The following is a 15,802-nucleotide window of genomic DNA, read 5'->3' on the forward strand; positions in this document are numbered from 1 at the left end:
TGAAAACGGACCCGGCGGCGTGTGCCGCCGGGTCCGTCGAACCCAGTTTATTTCTGCAACTCGGTCCAGATCTTGGTGTAAATTTCCTGGGTCTCCGGCGAGCACATCTGCTGCAGCTCGCCACGTGGCTTGTCCGCGGCCGGAATGATGACTTCGGGCGCGTCCTTCATGTCGGCCGGCATGTACTTGTCCGAGCCGGTGATGGCATTGGCGTAGCGATGGAAGGCCGAGAGACCTGCCGCGTTTTCCGGGTCCATGATGAAGTTCTGGAAAAGCTTGGCGTTCTCGACGTTCTTGGCTTCCTTAAGAACGACGACGTTGTCGCTCCACAGGCCGAAGCCTTCTTTCGGATAGTTGTAGTGGATGGCCGGGTTGGCCAGCCGCTGGCGCAGCGCCGAGCCGTTCCAATCGCTGGTCGCCTTGAAGTCGCCGGCGCCCATCTTCTCGATGGTGTTGTATTCCATCGCGATCCAGTTCGGCTTGGCCGCCACCAACAGGTCGCGCACCTTCTTCAGCACCGCCTTGTCGTCGGTGCATTGCTGGCCGCCGACATACTTGATCGCGGCGAACATCACATCGCCCATCTCCGGAACGACATTGACCTTGCCCTTGAGCTCGTCAGGCGTGTTGAAGATGATACCCCAGCTATCGGCCGGCCCCTTGTAGGCATCGGTGTTGACGACCACGCCGATCGTGCCCCACGCCCATGGAACACTGTATTTGCGACCCGGATCGAAATCGGGATTGGCCCATTCCGGCGCCACGTTCTTGAAGTTTTCCATCTTGCCAGGATCGGTCTCCTGGATGAGGCCTTCCTTGATCCAGATCGGCACGTAGGTCTGCGACGGCACCGCAATGTCGAAGCCGGTGCCTCCCTGGCGAACCTTGGCCAGCGCGGTGTCGTTGGAATCGTAGTCGGTGATGGTCACTTTGACGTTGTATTTGGCCTCGAACTTCTTGATCACGTCGGGGCTGGTGTAGTTGCCCCAATTGTAGATGTTGAGCACGCCGTCGGCGCGGGCCAGGCCCGTCGAGGCGAGCAACGCCAACCCCATGGCGGTTGCTGTTGTCTTCCAGTTCATGGTTTTAACTCCCATTTTTCGGTTCAGTCTCGTTTCCTGCTGACGAAGAAAAACAACGTGACGATCGCGACCGAAAGCAGCAGGAAGGCGGTCGATATCGCGTTGATCTCGGGTGTGATGCCGCGGCGGATCTGGCCGAGCATGTAGGTGGGCAGCGTGTCCTGGCCGCCTGATTTGACGAACTCGGTGATGACGACGTCGTCGAGCGAGATGACGAAGGCCAGCATCAGCCCGGCCAGGATGCCAGGCCACAGAAGCGGCAGCGTGATGCGCCGGAAAGCCTTCCAGGGCGTCGCGTAGAGGTCGGCTGCGGCACGCTCCAGCGTCAGGTCCATATTCTCAAGCCGCGCCCGGATCGGCAAATAGGCAAAGGGAATGCAGAACGCCGTGTGCGCGGCGACCAGATAGCCGATGCCGGAATAGCCGGTGAAGATCTTGATGCGCGAGAAGAAGATCAGCAGCGCCACGCCGGTGACGATCTCGGGCACCATCAGCGGCTGGTTGATCGCCGCATATTTGAAGGTGAGGCCGGGATAGGGCGCGGTGCGGGTGGTGGCGAGCGCCGCCATGGTGGCAAAGATCGTGGAGAGCACCGCCGCGATGGAGCCAATCTGGAAGGAACGCAGCGTGGCATCGACGACCTGCGTGTTCTGCCATGCCGACTGAAACCATTTCAGCGAAAAGCCGCCCCATTCGGAGGTCGAGCTCGCCGCGTTGAAGGCATAGATGACCAGCACGATGATCGGCAGATACAGCACGATAAAGCAGGTTGCGGCGATCGCGGTGAATCCTGGCTGGTGCTTGATGGAAAAGTTCTTAGCCATGACGCACCCCCGATCTTCCGGCATTGCGCACATAGGCAAGCAGCGCCACCATGACGATGATCATGACGGCGATCGACAGCGCCGAGCCGAGTGGCCAGTTGCGACCCTGCCCGAACTGCAATTCGATCAGGTTGGACAGCATCATGTTCTTGCCGCCGCCAAGAACGCTCGGTGTCACATAGGCGCCAAGTGCTGGAATGAAGACCAGTATGGAGCCGGCGATGACACCCGGCTTGACCAGCGGAAAGATGATCCGCCGCAGCACCTGGAAGCGCGACGCGTAAAGGTCGTACCCCGCCTCGACCAACCGGAAATCGAGCTTTTCCATGCTGGCATAGATCGGCAGCACCATCAGCGGCAGGTAGACATAGGCCATGCCGATCAGGATCGCCGTGTCGGTGTAGAGTATCTGGATGGGCGCCGAGATGATGCCGAGCTTGAGCAGGATCGTGTTGATGATGCCTTCGTTGCGGATGATCTGCAGCACCGCGAAGGTGCGGATCAGGAGGTTGGTCCAGAACGGAATGGTGATCAGGAACAGCCAGAGATCGCGGGTCTTTTCGCTGCGCGTCGCCATGAAATAGGCGGTCGGGAAACCAAGCACCAAAGTGGCGATCGTCGTCACCACCGAGAGCTTGATCGAGCGCAGGAAGATGGTGACGTGGGCGGCGGCGATCGAAAGCGTGTCGTCGAAGATATCGCGTTCCAGAAACACCGATATCCAGGCTTCCGGCGAGAACTGCCACTTCACGTCGCCATAGGAGCCTGGCGTCAGGAACGAGTAGACGAGCACGATCAGCAAGGGGCCGGTCGCGGCGAGGAAAATGACCAGCAGCGCTGGCGCTGACAAAAGCCAGCGGTCACGGACATCGCGCCGCTCCGCTGCCTTGGCGACTTCTTCCGCGGTCGCCATCGTCAGTCCTTCAGGACCTGAGCGGCATCGCTGCCGATGAGGATGCCGACTGCGTCGCCCTTCTCGAAACCGCAGCCCGCGCTGCGCGTGTTCTGCTGGCGTACGGTGAAGAGTTCGCCACTGTCGAGATGAACATGGATGTGGGTGTCGGTGCCGAAATAGACGATGTTTTCGACCGTCCCCGACAGTTCGCCCTTGGCCTTGGTCAGCTTGGCGTGTTCGGGCCGAACCACCACCGTGGCGTTGGGTTTGGGCTGGAAACTCTGGGCCACGGTCGCCTCGATGGTCGCACCGGATTTGAGCGTGGCGCGCGCCTTGCCGTTGGCCATCTCGCTGATGGCGGCGGTGAGGAAGTTGGTTTCACCGATGAAGTCGGCGACGAAGCGCTCCGCCGGCTTGTCGTAGATATCCCAGGGCGAACCGACCTGCAGGATCTTGCCCGATGACATCACCGCGATGCGGTCTGACATGGTCAGCGCTTCTTCCTGGTCGTGGGTGACGAAGATGAAGGTGATACCGGTCTCGTGCTGCAGCCGTTTCAACTCGATCTGCATCTCCTTGCGCAGCTTGTAGTCAAGCGCCGACAGCGGCTCATCGAGCAAAAGCACCTTCGGCTGCGGCGCCAAAGCGCGGGCCAAAGCCACGCGCTGCTGCTGGCCGCCGGAGATCTGGCTGGTGCGACGACCAGCGAGTGCCTCCATCTTGACCAGCTTCAGCATCTCGGCGACGCGCGCCTTGATCTCCGCCTTCGGCTTGCCCAGCATTTCCAGGCCAAAGCCGATATTGTCGGCGACCGTCATGTGCGGGAACAGCGCATAGGACTGGAAAACGGTGTTAACCGGCCGCTTGAAGGGCGGCAGCGGCGCGATGTCCTGGCCGTAGAGCAGGATTTCACCGGCGGTTGGAAAGTCGAAGCCGGCGATCAGCCTGAGCAACGTCGTCTTGCCGCAGCCGGATGGCCCCAGCAACGTGAAGAATTCGTTCTCCCGGATAGATACCGAGACCGTGTCGAGGGCAGCTACCTGCCCCTCACCTGATCCGAAAATTTTGCTGACGTTTACTACTTCAATCGCATTCCGATCCGGTTTGTCCGGCACGATTACGCCTCACTGTTGACCCCGCTCTTGCTGGCGGAGCTCTTCCCCTGTTCGATGTGACCACATGGCCGGTGGGTTGGCAAGCCCGGCATTGGGTCACAGTTCAATCAGTCATTGAGGCCTGCAAGCCCCATGCCATAGTCAGGCCTGATAGGTGACCTTGCCGCCGCAAATCGTCGTCACCGGCCGCACCTTGTGCAGGTCGGCCGGGGCGGTGTTCTCGATATCCATCGACAAAACCACCAGATCGGCCATGTAGCCTGACTTCAGCGTGCCCTTGCGGTGCTCGGCGAATTCGGCGTAGGCGCCCTCGATCGTGTAACCGGCGATCGCTTCATGCAGTGAGAAACTCTGGTCCGGGTCGCTTTCTGCCCACGGTTTGCGCAACACTGCCGCCTGAATGCCCAGGATCGGATCGATCGGCGACACCGGCCAATCGGATGCGAAGACGACATGCGCGCCGGCATCCTTCAAGGTCCGCCAGGCATAGCTCAGCGGCCAGCGCGCCGGCCCGATGCGCGATACCGTCGGCTCCAGCGGAAAATCCATTGCGCCGGGCGGATGCGGCGGTTGCATGGAGGCAATGACGCCGAGTTCGGCGAAACGCGGCACATCAGCGGTGGTGGTGACCTCGATGTGCTCGACGCGGTGACGGCTGTCGCGCTTGCCGTTCGCCTTCTGCGCCGCCTCATAACCGTCGAGCACCGCGCGCACCGCGCCGTCGCCGATCGAGTGCACGGCGATCTGCAACCCGCGTCTGTCGACCGCGACGGCTAGATCGATGAATTGTTGCGGCGTGAACAGCGGCTCGCCAACCCAGTCCGGGCGGTCGGCATAGGGCTCGACCATGACAGCTGTCCAGGAATCGAGAACGCCGTCGTAGAACACCTTGACCATGCCCGACGACAGCCATTCGCTGTTGTAGCGTTCGGCCATATCGGACGCCTTGTCGAGCATGTCGAGCGTCATGAAATTCTTGTAGTGGAACGGGATCTTGACGCGGCAGGGCAAACCTTCCTCGGCGTCGATCTCGGCCAGCAGCTCAAGTTGATAGAGATTGCCGTCCATGTTCTGGATCGAGGTGATGCCGTGGCGGGCGCACCAGGCGAGCCCGCGCCGCATGATGTCGCGGTCGGCGTCCCGCTCGGCCGTCGTCGGCATCGGGTCCGGCTCGCCGCCGGTCGACAGCCCCAGCCGCACCCGGCCTTCGCCGGCAAGGTCGAGCACCGGGCCAAAGGCCTCGCCTTCGCGCAATTCACCCGCGGCCAGTCCGTCGTCGCCCATGACGATCTCATTGCCAGGGCCGAGCGTGCGCCCCTGCAGGATGCCGGCCATTTCCAGCGCCTTGGTGTTGGCCCACATGGTGTGATGGTCGGGCGCCGCCATGCAGAACGGTCGATCGGGCAAAATGGCGTCGAGGTGATGGCGCGTCACGCGCTCGCTGCCGAGCACGGTGTAGTCGACGCCTTGGCCGACCAGCATCGTCGCGTCGGGCCGGGTCGGCGCATAGCCGCGGATCGCCTTCTGCAGCGCCTCGAAGCCATGAATACCGGTGAGTTGAAGGTGGGCAAGTTCAGCCCCGCCCGAAAACAGATGCATATGGGCTTCGATGAACCCCGGGACCACCGAACCGCCCTTGGCGTCGATCACCTTGGTGGCCGGTCCCTTGAACTCTTCGATGGAGGCGCGGCTGCCGATGGCGATGATGGCGCCGTCCTTGACGGCGACGGCCTCGGCGGCGGGATTGTCGTCGTCCATGGTCCGTACACGACCGTTGATGACGATCAGATCCGCATTGTGACCCGCACCTGTGACAGACATCGCGACTCCGCGCTTTTGACGACTGACTGGGACCGACAACCCCTCATGTCCAACGACCTGCCACTCCACCGGAGCGGCGCCATGGGACGAAAAAGAATGCCAGCGCGCTGTCTTGGAAATTCCCCTTGTCATCCCAAGAGGCAGCGTGGATAAAGAATGCGACTGATTATTCGCGTTTGTCAACATACCGAATCTGGAATGTATTGTGGACAGCAAGCTCCCACCATGTTGAGACCAGGCGGGGAACGAGGACATCGGACAGTGAAGCGCAGTCTCGACCGCAAAACCAGGATAGCGCTCGAACCGCGCAAACAGCCGCGGCAACAACGTTCCAGCAAGGTGGTCGACCGGATTCTCGACGCAGCGCTGGTTTTGACGCGCGAGCAAGGAACCAAGACGCCGACGACGCTCGCCATTGCGCAGCGCGCAGGCTTGTCAGTTGGTTCGATCTACCAATACTTTCCCAACAAGGAAGCCATTCTTCTGGACCTCGCCCGGCGCTGGCTGTCATCCTTTCCCGAGGTGATCGCCAAGCGTATCAAGGTCGCCCCGCCCACCAATCGTGAAGAGTTTCGGCAGGAAGTGCGCAGGCTCTTCACCGACACGTCCAGGCTCTACCTGGAAAACGCCACCCTGATGCCGGTGATCGAGGCCATTTCAGGCAACGCGGACCTCAGGCCGATCCAGAACGAATATGACGACCAGATCATCGCCCTCTACGCCGCATGGCTGCAGCATGTGAACCCGGCACTTGAAGACAAGATCGCCAGCCGGCTCGGTGTGCTGATGATGGAGGTCGGACACGTTTGCCGGCTTGTGGGGCTGAAAAAGGATCGCAGGACGTTCGACCTCATCGAGGACGATGTGGAAACCATGTGGCTCGCTCTGGTGAGCCCTTATCTCAATCTTGAATCTTGACTGATTTCACACTTCGAGAGGAATTTATGAAGACTGTTTTCTCCCCCCTGCACGCCGGCCATGCCGGCCAAATGGAACTGGTCACATCGGCCATCGTGCCGGGCTTCGAAAAGCCATCCAGGGCCGAATTCATCAAGGCACAGGTCGAAAGCGAGAAACTGGGTCCCATCATCGCGCCGCACGAACATGACCTCGCCGCCGCCAAGCGTATCCACAAATCAGACTATATCGACTTCCTCCCGACGGTCTGGCCGCAATGGCTGGAAGCAGGCCTCACGGGCACGGCGATGCCCTTCACCTGGCCGACGCGCGGCCTGCGCGGCGACGTGCCGCCAAAGCGCGTCGACGCGCTGCTGGGCTATTATTCCTTCGATGCCGGCGCCACCTTCGTCGAAGGTACCTGGGCGGCGATCAAGTCTTCCTACGATGTGGCGCTGTCCGCCGCCGGCCTGGTCAAAGGCGGCGAGGCTTCCGCCTTCGCGCTCTGCCGTCCGCCCGGCCACCATGCCGGGGCCGGCTTCATGGGCGGCTATTGCTACATCAACAACGCCGCCGTCGCCGCGCAATGGTTCCGCGACCAGGGCGCCAAACGCATCTCGATCCTCGATGTCGATTATCACCACGGCAACGGCACGCAGGAGATCTTCTACGACCGTGCCGACGTCCAGGTGCTCAATCTGCATGGCGATCCGATGGTCGAGTACCCGTTCTTCCTCGGCCATGCCGACGAACGCGGAGAAGGCGAAGGCGAAGGCTTCAACATCAACTATCCAATGCCCTTCGGCACCGACTGGGATGCATGGAACGCCTCGCTCGAGGATGCCTGCGCCAGGCTCACCGCTTATGCACCGGATGTCGTCATCGTCTCTCTGGGTGTCGATACGTTCGAGAAGGACCCGATCAGCCAATTCAAGCTGAAGACATCGGATTATCCCAAGATCGGCCGCCGCATCGCCAGGCTCGGCCTGCCGACGCTGTTCGTCATGGAAGGCGGCTATGCCGTCGAGGAGATCGGCATCAACGCGGTCGGCGTGCTGACCGGGTTCGAGGATCGGTAAATGCCTATCGTCCAGGAGCATCTAGCGATTTTGGGACAACGACAGGCATAAGCAAAGGACCACCGGGACCGGGCGGCAACATCGCCCGGCTCCCACTATCGGGCCAAGGCACCAGCCTTCGGCACAGCAACCGGCGCGCCCGTCTGTCAATGCTCCCGAGCCCGGCGAAATCGACCTGCCGCCGAGATGGCCGGCGAAGATTTTCGCGTCCCGGTCTTCTGTCCGAGGCGCGAAAACCGAGCTCTGAGTCGCACCTGAGTCCACCGGATTCGATTTTGTCAAATCGCGTTTGATGTCAGATTCAACTGCGGGTAGATTAGACCCGAATCAGCCGGTCCTTGGGGGGCGCGGCGACCACCCAAAGTCTCTTGTTCCGGAGCTTTTCCGGCACCAGACGCGGACGGCTTCGCGTTCCCTGAATGGATTCGGATCTGGTTGGTGCAGCCCTGCGCCACGCGTGTGTCTTCGTCAAAGTAATGCGTATTCGGGTTCGGCGGCTGGCTTCCAGCATCCGGACAGCAGAAACGATTCCGGCCAAAAGCAACAAGAATGAGCAGTCCCGCCGCACTTCTTCAATCCGACACATTGGGCTCGCGCCTGACGTCGCGCGGCGATCTCACCAGTTTTTTCATGCAACTGACCGCCGAGATCGGCGCCGACAGCTACATGTTGGTCGCCATCGTCCACGACCAGGACCGCAACGATGCGCGCATCGTCTCCTCCAACTGGATTTTCGATGCCATCGAGCTGATCGGCAAGCGGCTGATCGCCGGGCTCGCGCAAGGCGCGCTCACCGTCGCGCCAGGTATCCGTCCACAGCCGCTGGTGGCATCCCGGGCACCAGAAACAGACGGATTGATCACCGGCGAGGAAGCCCGCCTTCTCGACGTGCTCGGCCATGCCGAAATCTATTCGCTGCGCCTCAATGTCGGTCGCCAGCGCCTGTTCGCCCTGTTCTCTGCGGCGACCGCCGGCAGCATCGACCAGCCGGCGCTGATGCGGGCGCAGCTGAAATGCTGCTACGCGCTCTCGCACATCCCGCAACTGATTGCCGCTGCCGCCATGCAGGATCCGTTGTCGGATCGCGAGCGCGAATGCCTGTTTTGGGTTTCCGAAGGCAAGACNAACCGCGCGATGGCCATCGCCACGGCGATCAGGAGCGGCATCATTTGAAACACGCCGATATCAAGGAAACGGCCGAAGCCCTTTTCAACGAGCAGCGCAACCCGTTCGGAGCCTTCACCCTTGGCTCCGAAACCCATCACGCGGTCACCATTCCCGATGCCGTGCGCCGCTGCCGCTGGATCGCCGTTGACATGAATGCCTCGGCTTTCGGCCTCTTCTTCGTAAGCCCCTCGCCCGAGCGGGCGCGGCTAGTCCCATGCTTTGATTCCGACTATCCCGGCATTGCCGTGGCGACCAAGTTCATCTCAGGCGCCAACGGCGAGGAGATCGTGCGCCACACCCGCATCTCGACCGAACCGCGCTGGTGGACGGATGACGGCGTCCCTGCCATGGCGGAGCTGTTTGGCGATCTCGCCTGGACCGAGCAGATGGCGGCGCTGGTGCCCGGAACCAGCGGCATCGCTTTTCCTGTTCACGCCGACCGCGGCCAATGCGGTCTTGTCGTGTTCCTGGGCTCGGAGATGACCTTGCAGCAGGATGCGCTCTACGAAATACACGCCCGCTGCTTTTCGCTGTTCGCCGCCGTCGCCCGCATCCGTCCGGGCGATACCGGCCGCATGCGCGCAATCTCCAAGCGCGAACTCGAATGCCTGAAGCTGACCGCCAACGGCAACACCAGCGAAGAGATCGCGCGGCTCCTGAAGCTATCGGTGCACACCGCCAACCAGTATCTGACCCAATCGACCCAGAAGCTCAACGCCGTCAATCGCAACCAGGCCGTTGCCAAGGCGCTGCGGCTGGGCTTGATCGAATAGGGGAATTCGACAGCGCTTCGAAAGGCGACCGACGGTCAGCGATAGGCGAGCGGCTCGACCTTGCGGATACGCGCCTCTTCGATCACCGCCTCGAGCAGCGCCGTATTGTGCTCCGGGTCTTCGCCCGGCTTCTCGAACGACACGTAGTTGACCGCCACCGATGCGCCGAGCTCGCTCAGCGTCAGCTGGAAATAGACGGTGACGCCGGGCGGCCTCAGTTCCAGATCGAGCACGATGCGCGGGCTGCCGCTCCAGTCGACATGCGCCTCGCCGCCATGGCCGAGCCGCAGAGTGCCCGGCATGAAGAACAACTCGACCGCTGAATCGACGAGGTCCGACAGGCACGCGAAATGCTCCAGCCGGATAAAGGCGATGTAGTCGGCGACATCGATCAGCCTGAGTTCCCCCACCACCTGCTCGATGGCGCTGGCGACGATGATCTCGCGGGATTTTGCGTGCGGTTGCCGGTTCATGAAATCTGTCTGCGCTCAGCCTTTTTCGAGTAGACGATCCGCACCAGTTCGGCGACGGCCTGGTAGAATTGTGATGGGATTACACTATCGACCGAAACTTGCTTGTACATGGAGCGGGCGAGCGCCACGTCCTCGAAGACCGGGATGTTGTGTTCCCGCGCGATCTCTCGGATTTTCAGCGCCACCAGATCCTGGCCCTTGGCCAGCACCATGGGTGCCGAGTCCTCGTCGCGCACATATTTCAGCGCGATCGAGAAGTGCGTTGGGTTGGCGATGATCAGCGTCGCGCGCGGCACCGCCGTCATCATCCGCTTGCGCGCCCGGTCGCGCGCCAGCGAGCGCAGCCGCGACTTGACGATCGGGTCGCCCTCGGACTGTTTGAACTCGTCCTTGACCTCCTGCTTGCTCATGCGCAGATCCTGCTTCCAGTGGAAGCGCGACCAGACGATGTCGATTGCCGCGATCAGCCCCATGACGAAGACGATCGCCACCAGGATGTCGACGGCGATGCCGCGGATGACGAGACCGAAGGCGACCGGATTGGTGATCATCCCGGCGAGCAGCTTTCGGTGGTCTTCCGACAGCGTGAAGCTCAGCACGACGATGGCAAACCCGACCTTGCCGAGTGACTTCAGGAACTCGACCCAACCCTGGATTCCGAACAGCCTGTTCCACCCCTTGGCGATCGAAATGCGCGAGAGTTGCGGCCGGACCCGCTCGCCTACGAATTGCGGCATGTTCTGGAACACCGAGGCGCCGACGCCGGCGACGGTCAGCAGCACCATCAGGCTCAGGACGGCGCGGCCAACCTCGAGGAGGACGATTTTGTAGAGCGCGATGACGTCGGTCTCCGTGTCCATCGGCCAGGCTTCCGGCTTCTCCAGGAACATCGACAGGAACATGCCGAGATCAATGATCGCATCCTTGGCGTAGAAGACGGTGAACACCAGTATGGCAACGAACGAGGCAAAGAGCGCTGTCTCCCGCGAATGGGGCAGTTTGCCCTGTTCGACGGTGTCGCGGATCTTCTTTTCCGTCGCCTCTTCGGTTTTCGAATCCTTGTCGACCGCGTCAGCCATGGCGCGGTCTTAGGCGGCGTCTTGGGTCGAGGGTAGTTCGAAGGCGCCTTCGCGCGACAGCCGGATCGTCGTCGTAACGATCGTCTTGCGGGCCGCCGTGATGTCGGCGAGAGGGACCCCGTCCGAGCCCTGTCCGAGTTCGGCTTCGATCATGCGCCGCGAGCGGGCGCCGATGGCCGACAGCACCGATTCCGCGAGTGCGGCCGAAGTGCCGCGCAGGGCCAGCGTGACCAACTCCGTCGACAGCCCGTCGAACAGCAGCACCCGCGCTTTCTGAGTGAGCAGCGGCAAGTCCTCGAAAGCAAACAGGCGGGCCCTCACACCGTCGAGATCAGGCGTGCCGGCGGCTTCCAGATCCTGCATGACCTCCTCGAGCAGCGGCTTGTCGAGTTCGTTGAGAACGCTGGCGACACGCGCCTGCCCGGCCGAGGTGTCCTTGGTCGAGGTTTCCGCCAGCACGCTGGTACGCAGCCGGTCTTCGACGATCCTGGCGGCAGCGTCGGGAACATTGGCCATCGTCACCATGCGCTTGATGATTTCTCCACGCATCGGCTTGGTCAGTGTCAGCAGCACGTTGGCCGCCACCTGCGGTGCCAGCTTCGACAACACCATGGCCGCCGTCTGCGGATGCTCACCGGCCAGGAAGGCACCAAGCCGCGCCGGCTCGAGCTTTTCGAGCTCGGGCCAGATCGGCGGCGGGCCTTCCGGTGCCACCTCGAATTTCTTGTCGCCCATGATCGCGCTCATCTCTTCGGGCGAGAGCGATTCGTTGAGGATGGTGTCCATCCTGTCGGCGGAATCGAGCAACCCCGCCCCTTCCGTGAACTCGGCCTCGAACTCGGCGACGATGCGCTCAAGATCGCTTTGCGGAATCGTCCGCAGCAGGCGGGCGCCCTCGATCAGGGCCTTCAGTTCTTCCTGCTTGAAGAATTTCAGCAGGCGGCTGGCCGACGGCTTGCCCATCGCCACAAGTATGGCGGCCGCCTTCTGCGCGCGGGTCAAGGTCACCGGCGTCGTCATGCCACTCGCCTCCGCCGCCACCGGCAAGCCCCGCAAACCATGTCTAGGCGCCCTTCGTGCCGGCGATGATTTCGGTCAGCCTGATGCCGAAACGCGACGGATCGCTTTCCAGCACGGTGATCTCGCCGCGCGCGATCTTGCGGCCGTTGACCACGACGTCGACGGGTTCCCCAATGCGGCGATTGAGCGCCACGGTCGACCCTTTTTGCAGCGCCATCAGATCGGAGACCGGCATCTCCGTGCTGCCGAGGATGATCTGGACATCGACGGGGATGTTCATGATCACGCTCGAATTGGCTGATGAGGCCGCCCTGAACGCCGCATCGGGGCGCTGCTCCTCTTCATGCAGGACACCGCGCAACTCTTCGATGGCACGGTCGAGTTGCTCGTCCGGCTGGTCGAGGTCGGCTTCCGCCTTGGTTTTGGCCATGATCGTCTCCAAATTCTCAGGCGCGTCCGGCGGCTGCCGGCATCAGCCCGTCGATAAAGTCCTGTCCGGCGTCGTAAGGATGCCTGATCCGGACGGTGTAGCTCTGTCCCAGTTTGCCGAACTCGCATACGAACAGCGTCTTGCCCCGTGCGCTGAGACGCGCCTGGGACTGGGCCGTTTCCTCGAATTCGATGACGTCGCCGATTTGGAAACCGGCGAGCTCGCCGAGCGTCAGCCGCGCCAGCGGCATCGTGGCCTCGAGCGCCACGGTGGAGCGCATCACCTCTTCCGAAAAGCGGGCGCGCCAGCTGGGGCCGTGATCGTCGTCGCTGACAGAAACGGCTCCGTCGCGGCTGGCCAGCACGACGCGCTGCGGCATCGTCACCGTGACGGTGCCACTATCGGCCGGCGTCGAGATGCCAAGCACGATACGGATTGCCGCGCCATCGCGCAGCACATACTGCTTCGCCTCAGTGCCGGACATTGCTCGCGGCGCGGGCAGGCGCAGGTCGAGCGAGCGCTTTCCCGATCCGTTGAGGGCCTGCGCGACCTGCTGGAACACCATGGTCGAAACATCGATTTCGATCTGCGACAGATCGCGTTCGATCGGCGATGCCGGCAGATCCGGATCGCCGCCGAACAGCGTGCAGACCATGATCGCGATCGCCGGAGCATCGATCACCAGGGTCATCGCATCGGAGGACGCCGACGAGCCGATCACGGTCATGGCAAACGTGTCGCCGGCACGCGAACGCGCCTCGGGAACGCGGCTGACCTCGATCGCTTTGAGTTCGACGACGACCGGAACGCCAAGCTCGCTGGTCAGGCTTTTCTGCAACAGCGGTACGGCGCGTTCGGCCATGGCGCGGCCTGCGTCGATGACCTGCGTGGCCTCGCCGCTGTCGCCGACCAGACGCTCGATGATCAGCGAGCGCGCTTCCGCTGGACTGCCCAGGCTGGTCATGACAGTGCCGGGACCGATCTGTCGCGCATCGTTCAGGCGGCCTTCTTTTCGACGGTGCCGGTATTCATCGTGCTCTGCTCGACGGCGTCGATCGTCGGCCGTTCATAGGACGAGATGGTCTTGCGGCCGAACTCGATCGCCACCTGCGGCAGCGCACCGTTCATGTAGGCCAGCAGCGTCTGCTTGACGATGATATAGAGGCGGTTCTTCTTCTCGCGCACTGTCTTGATCTTGGTGGCGACCGGCCCGACCACCGAATAGGACAGGAAGATGCCGAGGAACGTTCCGACAAGTGCGGCACCAATCAAACCGCCGAGGATTTCAGGCGACTGGTCGAGCGCGCCCATCGCCTTGACCACGCCGAGCACGGCGGCGACGATGCCGAGCGCCGGCAAGCCGTCGCCCACCGCCACCAGCGCGTGATAGGCCTTCATCTTGTCGGACTTAATGGTCTGGATTTCTTCGTCCATCAGCGCCTCGATCTCGTGCGAGCGGGCATTGCCGATGATGATGATACGGCAGTAGTCGCAGATGAAATGCGTCAGGTCGTGGTTATGCAGCACGGTTGGGAACGCCTGGAAAATCGCCGACTCTTCCGGATTGTCGATATGCGCCTCGACTTCGCTGCGGGATTTCGAGCGCAGCTCGCGCATCAGCGAGTGCAGCACGCCGAGCGTCTCGAGATAGTCCTGTTCCTTCGGCACCGCCTGCTTGAAGGCTTCGAGGATGCCCTTGCCGGTGTCCTTGACCGTCTTCATCGGATTGGCGACGAGGAAGGTGCCAAAAGCCGCACCACAGATGATCACGGCTTCCCATGGCTGAATCAGCACATGAAGATGGCCGCCCATGGCCATGAAGCCGCCAAGGACGCAGCCGAGCGTTACCACCAGTCCAATCAGAATGCCCACGACAGGTCCTTCCGCATTTCACATCAGGAGCTAGGGATAGTCCCCGTGCCTTGTGTGAGGCTTGAATCGAGGGCTTGGAAGCGATTCAGTTTCGCGCAAGGAAGTAGGGGTATTGTGCCGGCATAGCTTCGGCCGGAGGCACGTCTTTGCTCAATACCTTTACCAGCTACCAGCTCATCACCAAGGACATTTCAAAATCGATCGACAGGATCGAGCAGCAGCCCGTGGTTGATCGCGACACCAAATATTATCTCGCGAATATCACCAAGGTGAAATCGATCGACGATTTCGTCAAAAACGACCGTTTGTTCAAGTATGCCATGAAGGCCTACGGGCTGGAGGACATGGACTACGCCAAGGCCTTCATGGTCAAGGCACTCAAGGAAGGCGTCTCCGATCCCGACAGCTTCGCCAACAAGCTGACCGACAAGCGCTACGCCGAATTCGTCAGCGCCTTCAACTTCGCCGCCAACGGCGCCGATGCGACCATCTACAACAAGACACAGCAGTTGGTGACCAAGAACTATGCCACCCAGGCGCAGATCGCCGGCCTCGATCCCAATTCGGCCTATGTGAAGGGCGAGACGACATACTATCTTGCCAACATCACCAAGGTGAAGTCGATCGACGATCTGATGTCGAACAACCGGCTCTACACATACGCGCTGGCGTCATTCGGTCTCGATTCGGCGACGGAGGACAAGGATCTCATCAAGCGGGTTCTGCAGGGCGGCGTCCGCGACCCCGACAGTGTCGCCAACAAGATGACGGACAAGACCTATGCCGCGCTTGCCTCCGCCTTCAACTTCGAAGCCTATGGCGAAAACACCACCACCATCAATCCGGCGCAACAGCCGACCGTCGACAAATACATGCGCCAGACCCTCGAAGAGGATGCCGGTCAGACCAACCAGGGCGTGCGGCTGGCGCTTTATTTCGATCGCAAGGCCCCGACCATCACCAGCTGGTATGACGTGCTGGCCGACACCGCGCTTGCCAGTGTCGTGCGCACCGTGCTCGGCCTGCCCGATTCCTTCGCCACCGCCGACGTCGACAAGCAGGCGCAGCTGTTCGAGCAAAAACTCGACATCTCGGATTTCTCCGACCCCGAAAAACTCGGCAAGTTCCTGACGCGCTTCACCAGCATGTACGAGATCAACCACCCGACTTCATCGGCCGTCGCCTCGGTCAGCGTGCTGTTTGCCCAGCCACTCACCGTCGGCATCTCCACCGACCTGATGATGGCCATGCAGAAACTGAGGTTCTGAGACCATC

The 15,802-nt window shown here is 61.8% G+C and carries 16 protein-coding genes; 5 read left to right on the forward strand and 11 right to left on the reverse strand.

The window, feature by feature from the left end; all coding sequences use genetic code 11:
- Positions 1-47: 47 nt before the first annotated feature.
- The 5 genes from X735_RS157975 to X735_RS157955 all read right to left on the reverse strand — a co-directional run bounded on the left by X735_RS157975 (position 48) and on the right by X735_RS157955 (position 5,737).
- Entirely contained in the window at positions 48-1,082 is a 1,035-nt protein-coding gene (locus X735_RS157975) for an extracellular solute-binding protein (protein ID WP_023809982.1), read from the reverse strand.
- A gap of 23 nt (positions 1,083-1,105) precedes the next feature.
- Positions 1,106-1,906, reverse strand: coding sequence for an ABC transporter permease (locus X735_RS157970; RefSeq protein WP_023809983.1), 801 nt, complete (start codon positions 1,904-1,906; stop codon positions 1,106-1,108).
- Positions 1,899-2,819 carry an ABC transporter permease gene (locus tag X735_RS157965; protein WP_023809984.1) on the reverse strand — a complete coding sequence of 307 codons (921 nt, stop codon included), beginning with the start codon at positions 2,817-2,819 and terminating at the stop codon, positions 1,899-1,901. The genes X735_RS157970 and X735_RS157965 overlap by 8 nt, the downstream gene beginning before the upstream one ends.
- Positions 2,820-2,821: 2 nt before the next feature.
- Positions 2,822-3,916 carry an ABC transporter ATP-binding protein gene (locus X735_RS157960; RefSeq protein ID WP_023809985.1) on the reverse strand — a complete coding sequence of 365 codons (1,095 nt, stop codon included), beginning with the start codon at positions 3,914-3,916 and terminating at the stop codon, positions 2,822-2,824.
- 141 nt (positions 3,917-4,057) lie between these two features.
- On the reverse strand, positions 4,058-5,737 hold the full coding sequence (locus X735_RS157955) for an amidohydrolase (RefSeq protein ID WP_023809986.1): 1,680 nt from the start codon (positions 5,735-5,737) through the stop codon (positions 4,058-4,060).
- 261 nt (positions 5,738-5,998) lie between these two features.
- Between X735_RS157955 and X735_RS157950 the strand changes: the two genes are divergently transcribed.
- The 4 genes from X735_RS157950 (at position 5,999) to X735_RS157935 (ending at position 9,653) form a co-directional block, all read left to right on the forward strand.
- A complete protein-coding gene (locus X735_RS157950) occupies positions 5,999-6,655 on the forward strand; it encodes a TetR/AcrR family transcriptional regulator (RefSeq protein WP_023809987.1) in 657 nt (218 codons plus the stop codon).
- 26 nt (positions 6,656-6,681) lie between these two features.
- Positions 6,682-7,713 (forward strand): histone deacetylase family protein, encoded by a 1,032-nt coding sequence (locus X735_RS157945; RefSeq protein ID WP_023809988.1) that lies wholly within the window; start codon positions 6,682-6,684, stop codon positions 7,711-7,713.
- Between the two features lie 549 nt (positions 7,714-8,262).
- Complete coding sequence (locus X735_RS157940) at positions 8,263-8,886, forward strand: LuxR family transcriptional regulator (protein WP_023809989.1); 624 nt, start codon at positions 8,263-8,265, stop codon at positions 8,884-8,886.
- Positions 8,883-9,653 (forward strand): helix-turn-helix transcriptional regulator, encoded by a 771-nt coding sequence (locus X735_RS157935; RefSeq protein WP_023809990.1) that lies wholly within the window; start codon positions 8,883-8,885, stop codon positions 9,651-9,653. The genes X735_RS157940 and X735_RS157935 overlap by 4 nt, the downstream gene beginning before the upstream one ends.
- Before the next feature lie 35 nt (positions 9,654-9,688).
- On the opposite strand, the gene X735_RS157930 is transcribed toward X735_RS157935, so the two are convergent.
- From X735_RS157930 to motA, 6 genes are read right to left on the reverse strand one after another with little or no spacing between them, the layout of a single operon-like run.
- Positions 9,689-10,126 carry a hypothetical protein gene (locus X735_RS157930; RefSeq protein ID WP_023809991.1) on the reverse strand — a complete coding sequence of 146 codons (438 nt, stop codon included), beginning with the start codon at positions 10,124-10,126 and terminating at the stop codon, positions 9,689-9,691.
- The gene (gene flhB / locus X735_RS157925) at positions 10,123-11,205 is read right to left on the reverse strand and encodes a flagellar biosynthesis protein FlhB (RefSeq protein ID WP_023809992.1); all 1,083 of its coding nucleotides are present in this window, start codon (positions 11,203-11,205) and stop codon (positions 10,123-10,125) included. The genes X735_RS157930 and flhB overlap by 4 nt, the downstream gene beginning before the upstream one ends.
- A 9-nt stretch (positions 11,206-11,214) precedes the next feature.
- Positions 11,215-12,225 (reverse strand): flagellar motor switch protein FliG, encoded by a 1,011-nt coding sequence (locus X735_RS157920; protein WP_023809993.1) that lies wholly within the window; start codon positions 12,223-12,225, stop codon positions 11,215-11,217.
- Positions 12,226-12,268: 43 nt separating this feature from the next.
- Positions 12,269-12,655 carry a flagellar motor switch protein FliN gene (gene fliN, locus X735_RS157915; RefSeq protein ID WP_023809994.1) on the reverse strand — a complete coding sequence of 129 codons (387 nt, stop codon included), beginning with the start codon at positions 12,653-12,655 and terminating at the stop codon, positions 12,269-12,271.
- 16 nt (positions 12,656-12,671) lie between these two features.
- A complete protein-coding gene (locus X735_RS157910) occupies positions 12,672-13,619 on the reverse strand; it encodes a FliM/FliN family flagellar motor switch protein (protein WP_023809995.1) in 948 nt (315 codons plus the stop codon).
- A 32-nt stretch (positions 13,620-13,651) separates the two neighbouring features.
- A complete protein-coding gene (gene motA, locus X735_RS157905; RefSeq protein WP_023809996.1) occupies positions 13,652-14,527 on the reverse strand; it encodes a flagellar motor stator protein MotA in 876 nt (291 codons plus the stop codon).
- Positions 14,528-14,673: 146 nt separating this feature from the next.
- Here motA and X735_RS157900 point away from each other — a divergent pair, with 146 nt between their 5' ends.
- On the forward strand, positions 14,674-15,795 hold the full coding sequence (locus tag X735_RS157900) for a DUF1217 domain-containing protein (RefSeq protein ID WP_023809997.1): 1,122 nt from the start codon (positions 14,674-14,676) through the stop codon (positions 15,793-15,795).
- Positions 15,796-15,802: the final 7 nt, after the last annotated feature.

This window comes from Mesorhizobium sp. L2C084A000 (assembly GCF_000502875.1).
GTDB lineage: Bacteria > Pseudomonadota > Alphaproteobacteria > Rhizobiales > Rhizobiaceae > Mesorhizobium.

Bases quoted from the DNA above. Each gene is read 5' to 3' on its own strand.
- X735_RS157975 (WP_023809982.1), bottom strand. From the start codon at position 1,082: ATGAACTGGAAGACAACAGCAACCGCCATGGGGTTGGCGTTGCTCGCC.
- X735_RS157970 (WP_023809983.1), bottom strand. From the start codon at position 1,906: ATGGCTAAGAACTTTTCCATCAAGCACCAGCCAGGATTCACCGCGATC.
- X735_RS157965 (WP_023809984.1), bottom strand. From the start codon at position 2,819: ATGGCGACCGCGGAAGAAGTCGCCAAGGCAGCGGAGCGGCGCGATGTC.
- X735_RS157955 (WP_023809986.1), bottom strand. From the start codon at position 5,737: ATGTCTGTCACAGGTGCGGGTCACAATGCGGATCTGATCGTCATCAAC.
- X735_RS157945 (WP_023809988.1), top strand. From the start codon at position 6,682: ATGAAGACTGTTTTCTCCCCCCTGCACGCCGGCCATGCCGGCCAAATG.
- X735_RS157930 (WP_023809991.1), bottom strand. From the start codon at position 10,126: ATGAACCGGCAACCGCACGCAAAATCCCGCGAGATCATCGTCGCCAGC.
- flhB (WP_023809992.1), bottom strand. From the start codon at position 11,205: ATGGCTGACGCGGTCGACAAGGATTCGAAAACCGAAGAGGCGACGGAA.
- X735_RS157920 (WP_023809993.1), bottom strand. From the start codon at position 12,225: ATGACGACGCCGGTGACCTTGACCCGCGCGCAGAAGGCGGCCGCCATA.
- fliN (WP_023809994.1), bottom strand. From the start codon at position 12,655: ATGGCCAAAACCAAGGCGGAAGCCGACCTCGACCAGCCGGACGAGCAA.
- X735_RS157910 (WP_023809995.1), bottom strand. From the start codon at position 13,619: ATGACCAGCCTGGGCAGTCCAGCGGAAGCGCGCTCGCTGATCATCGAG.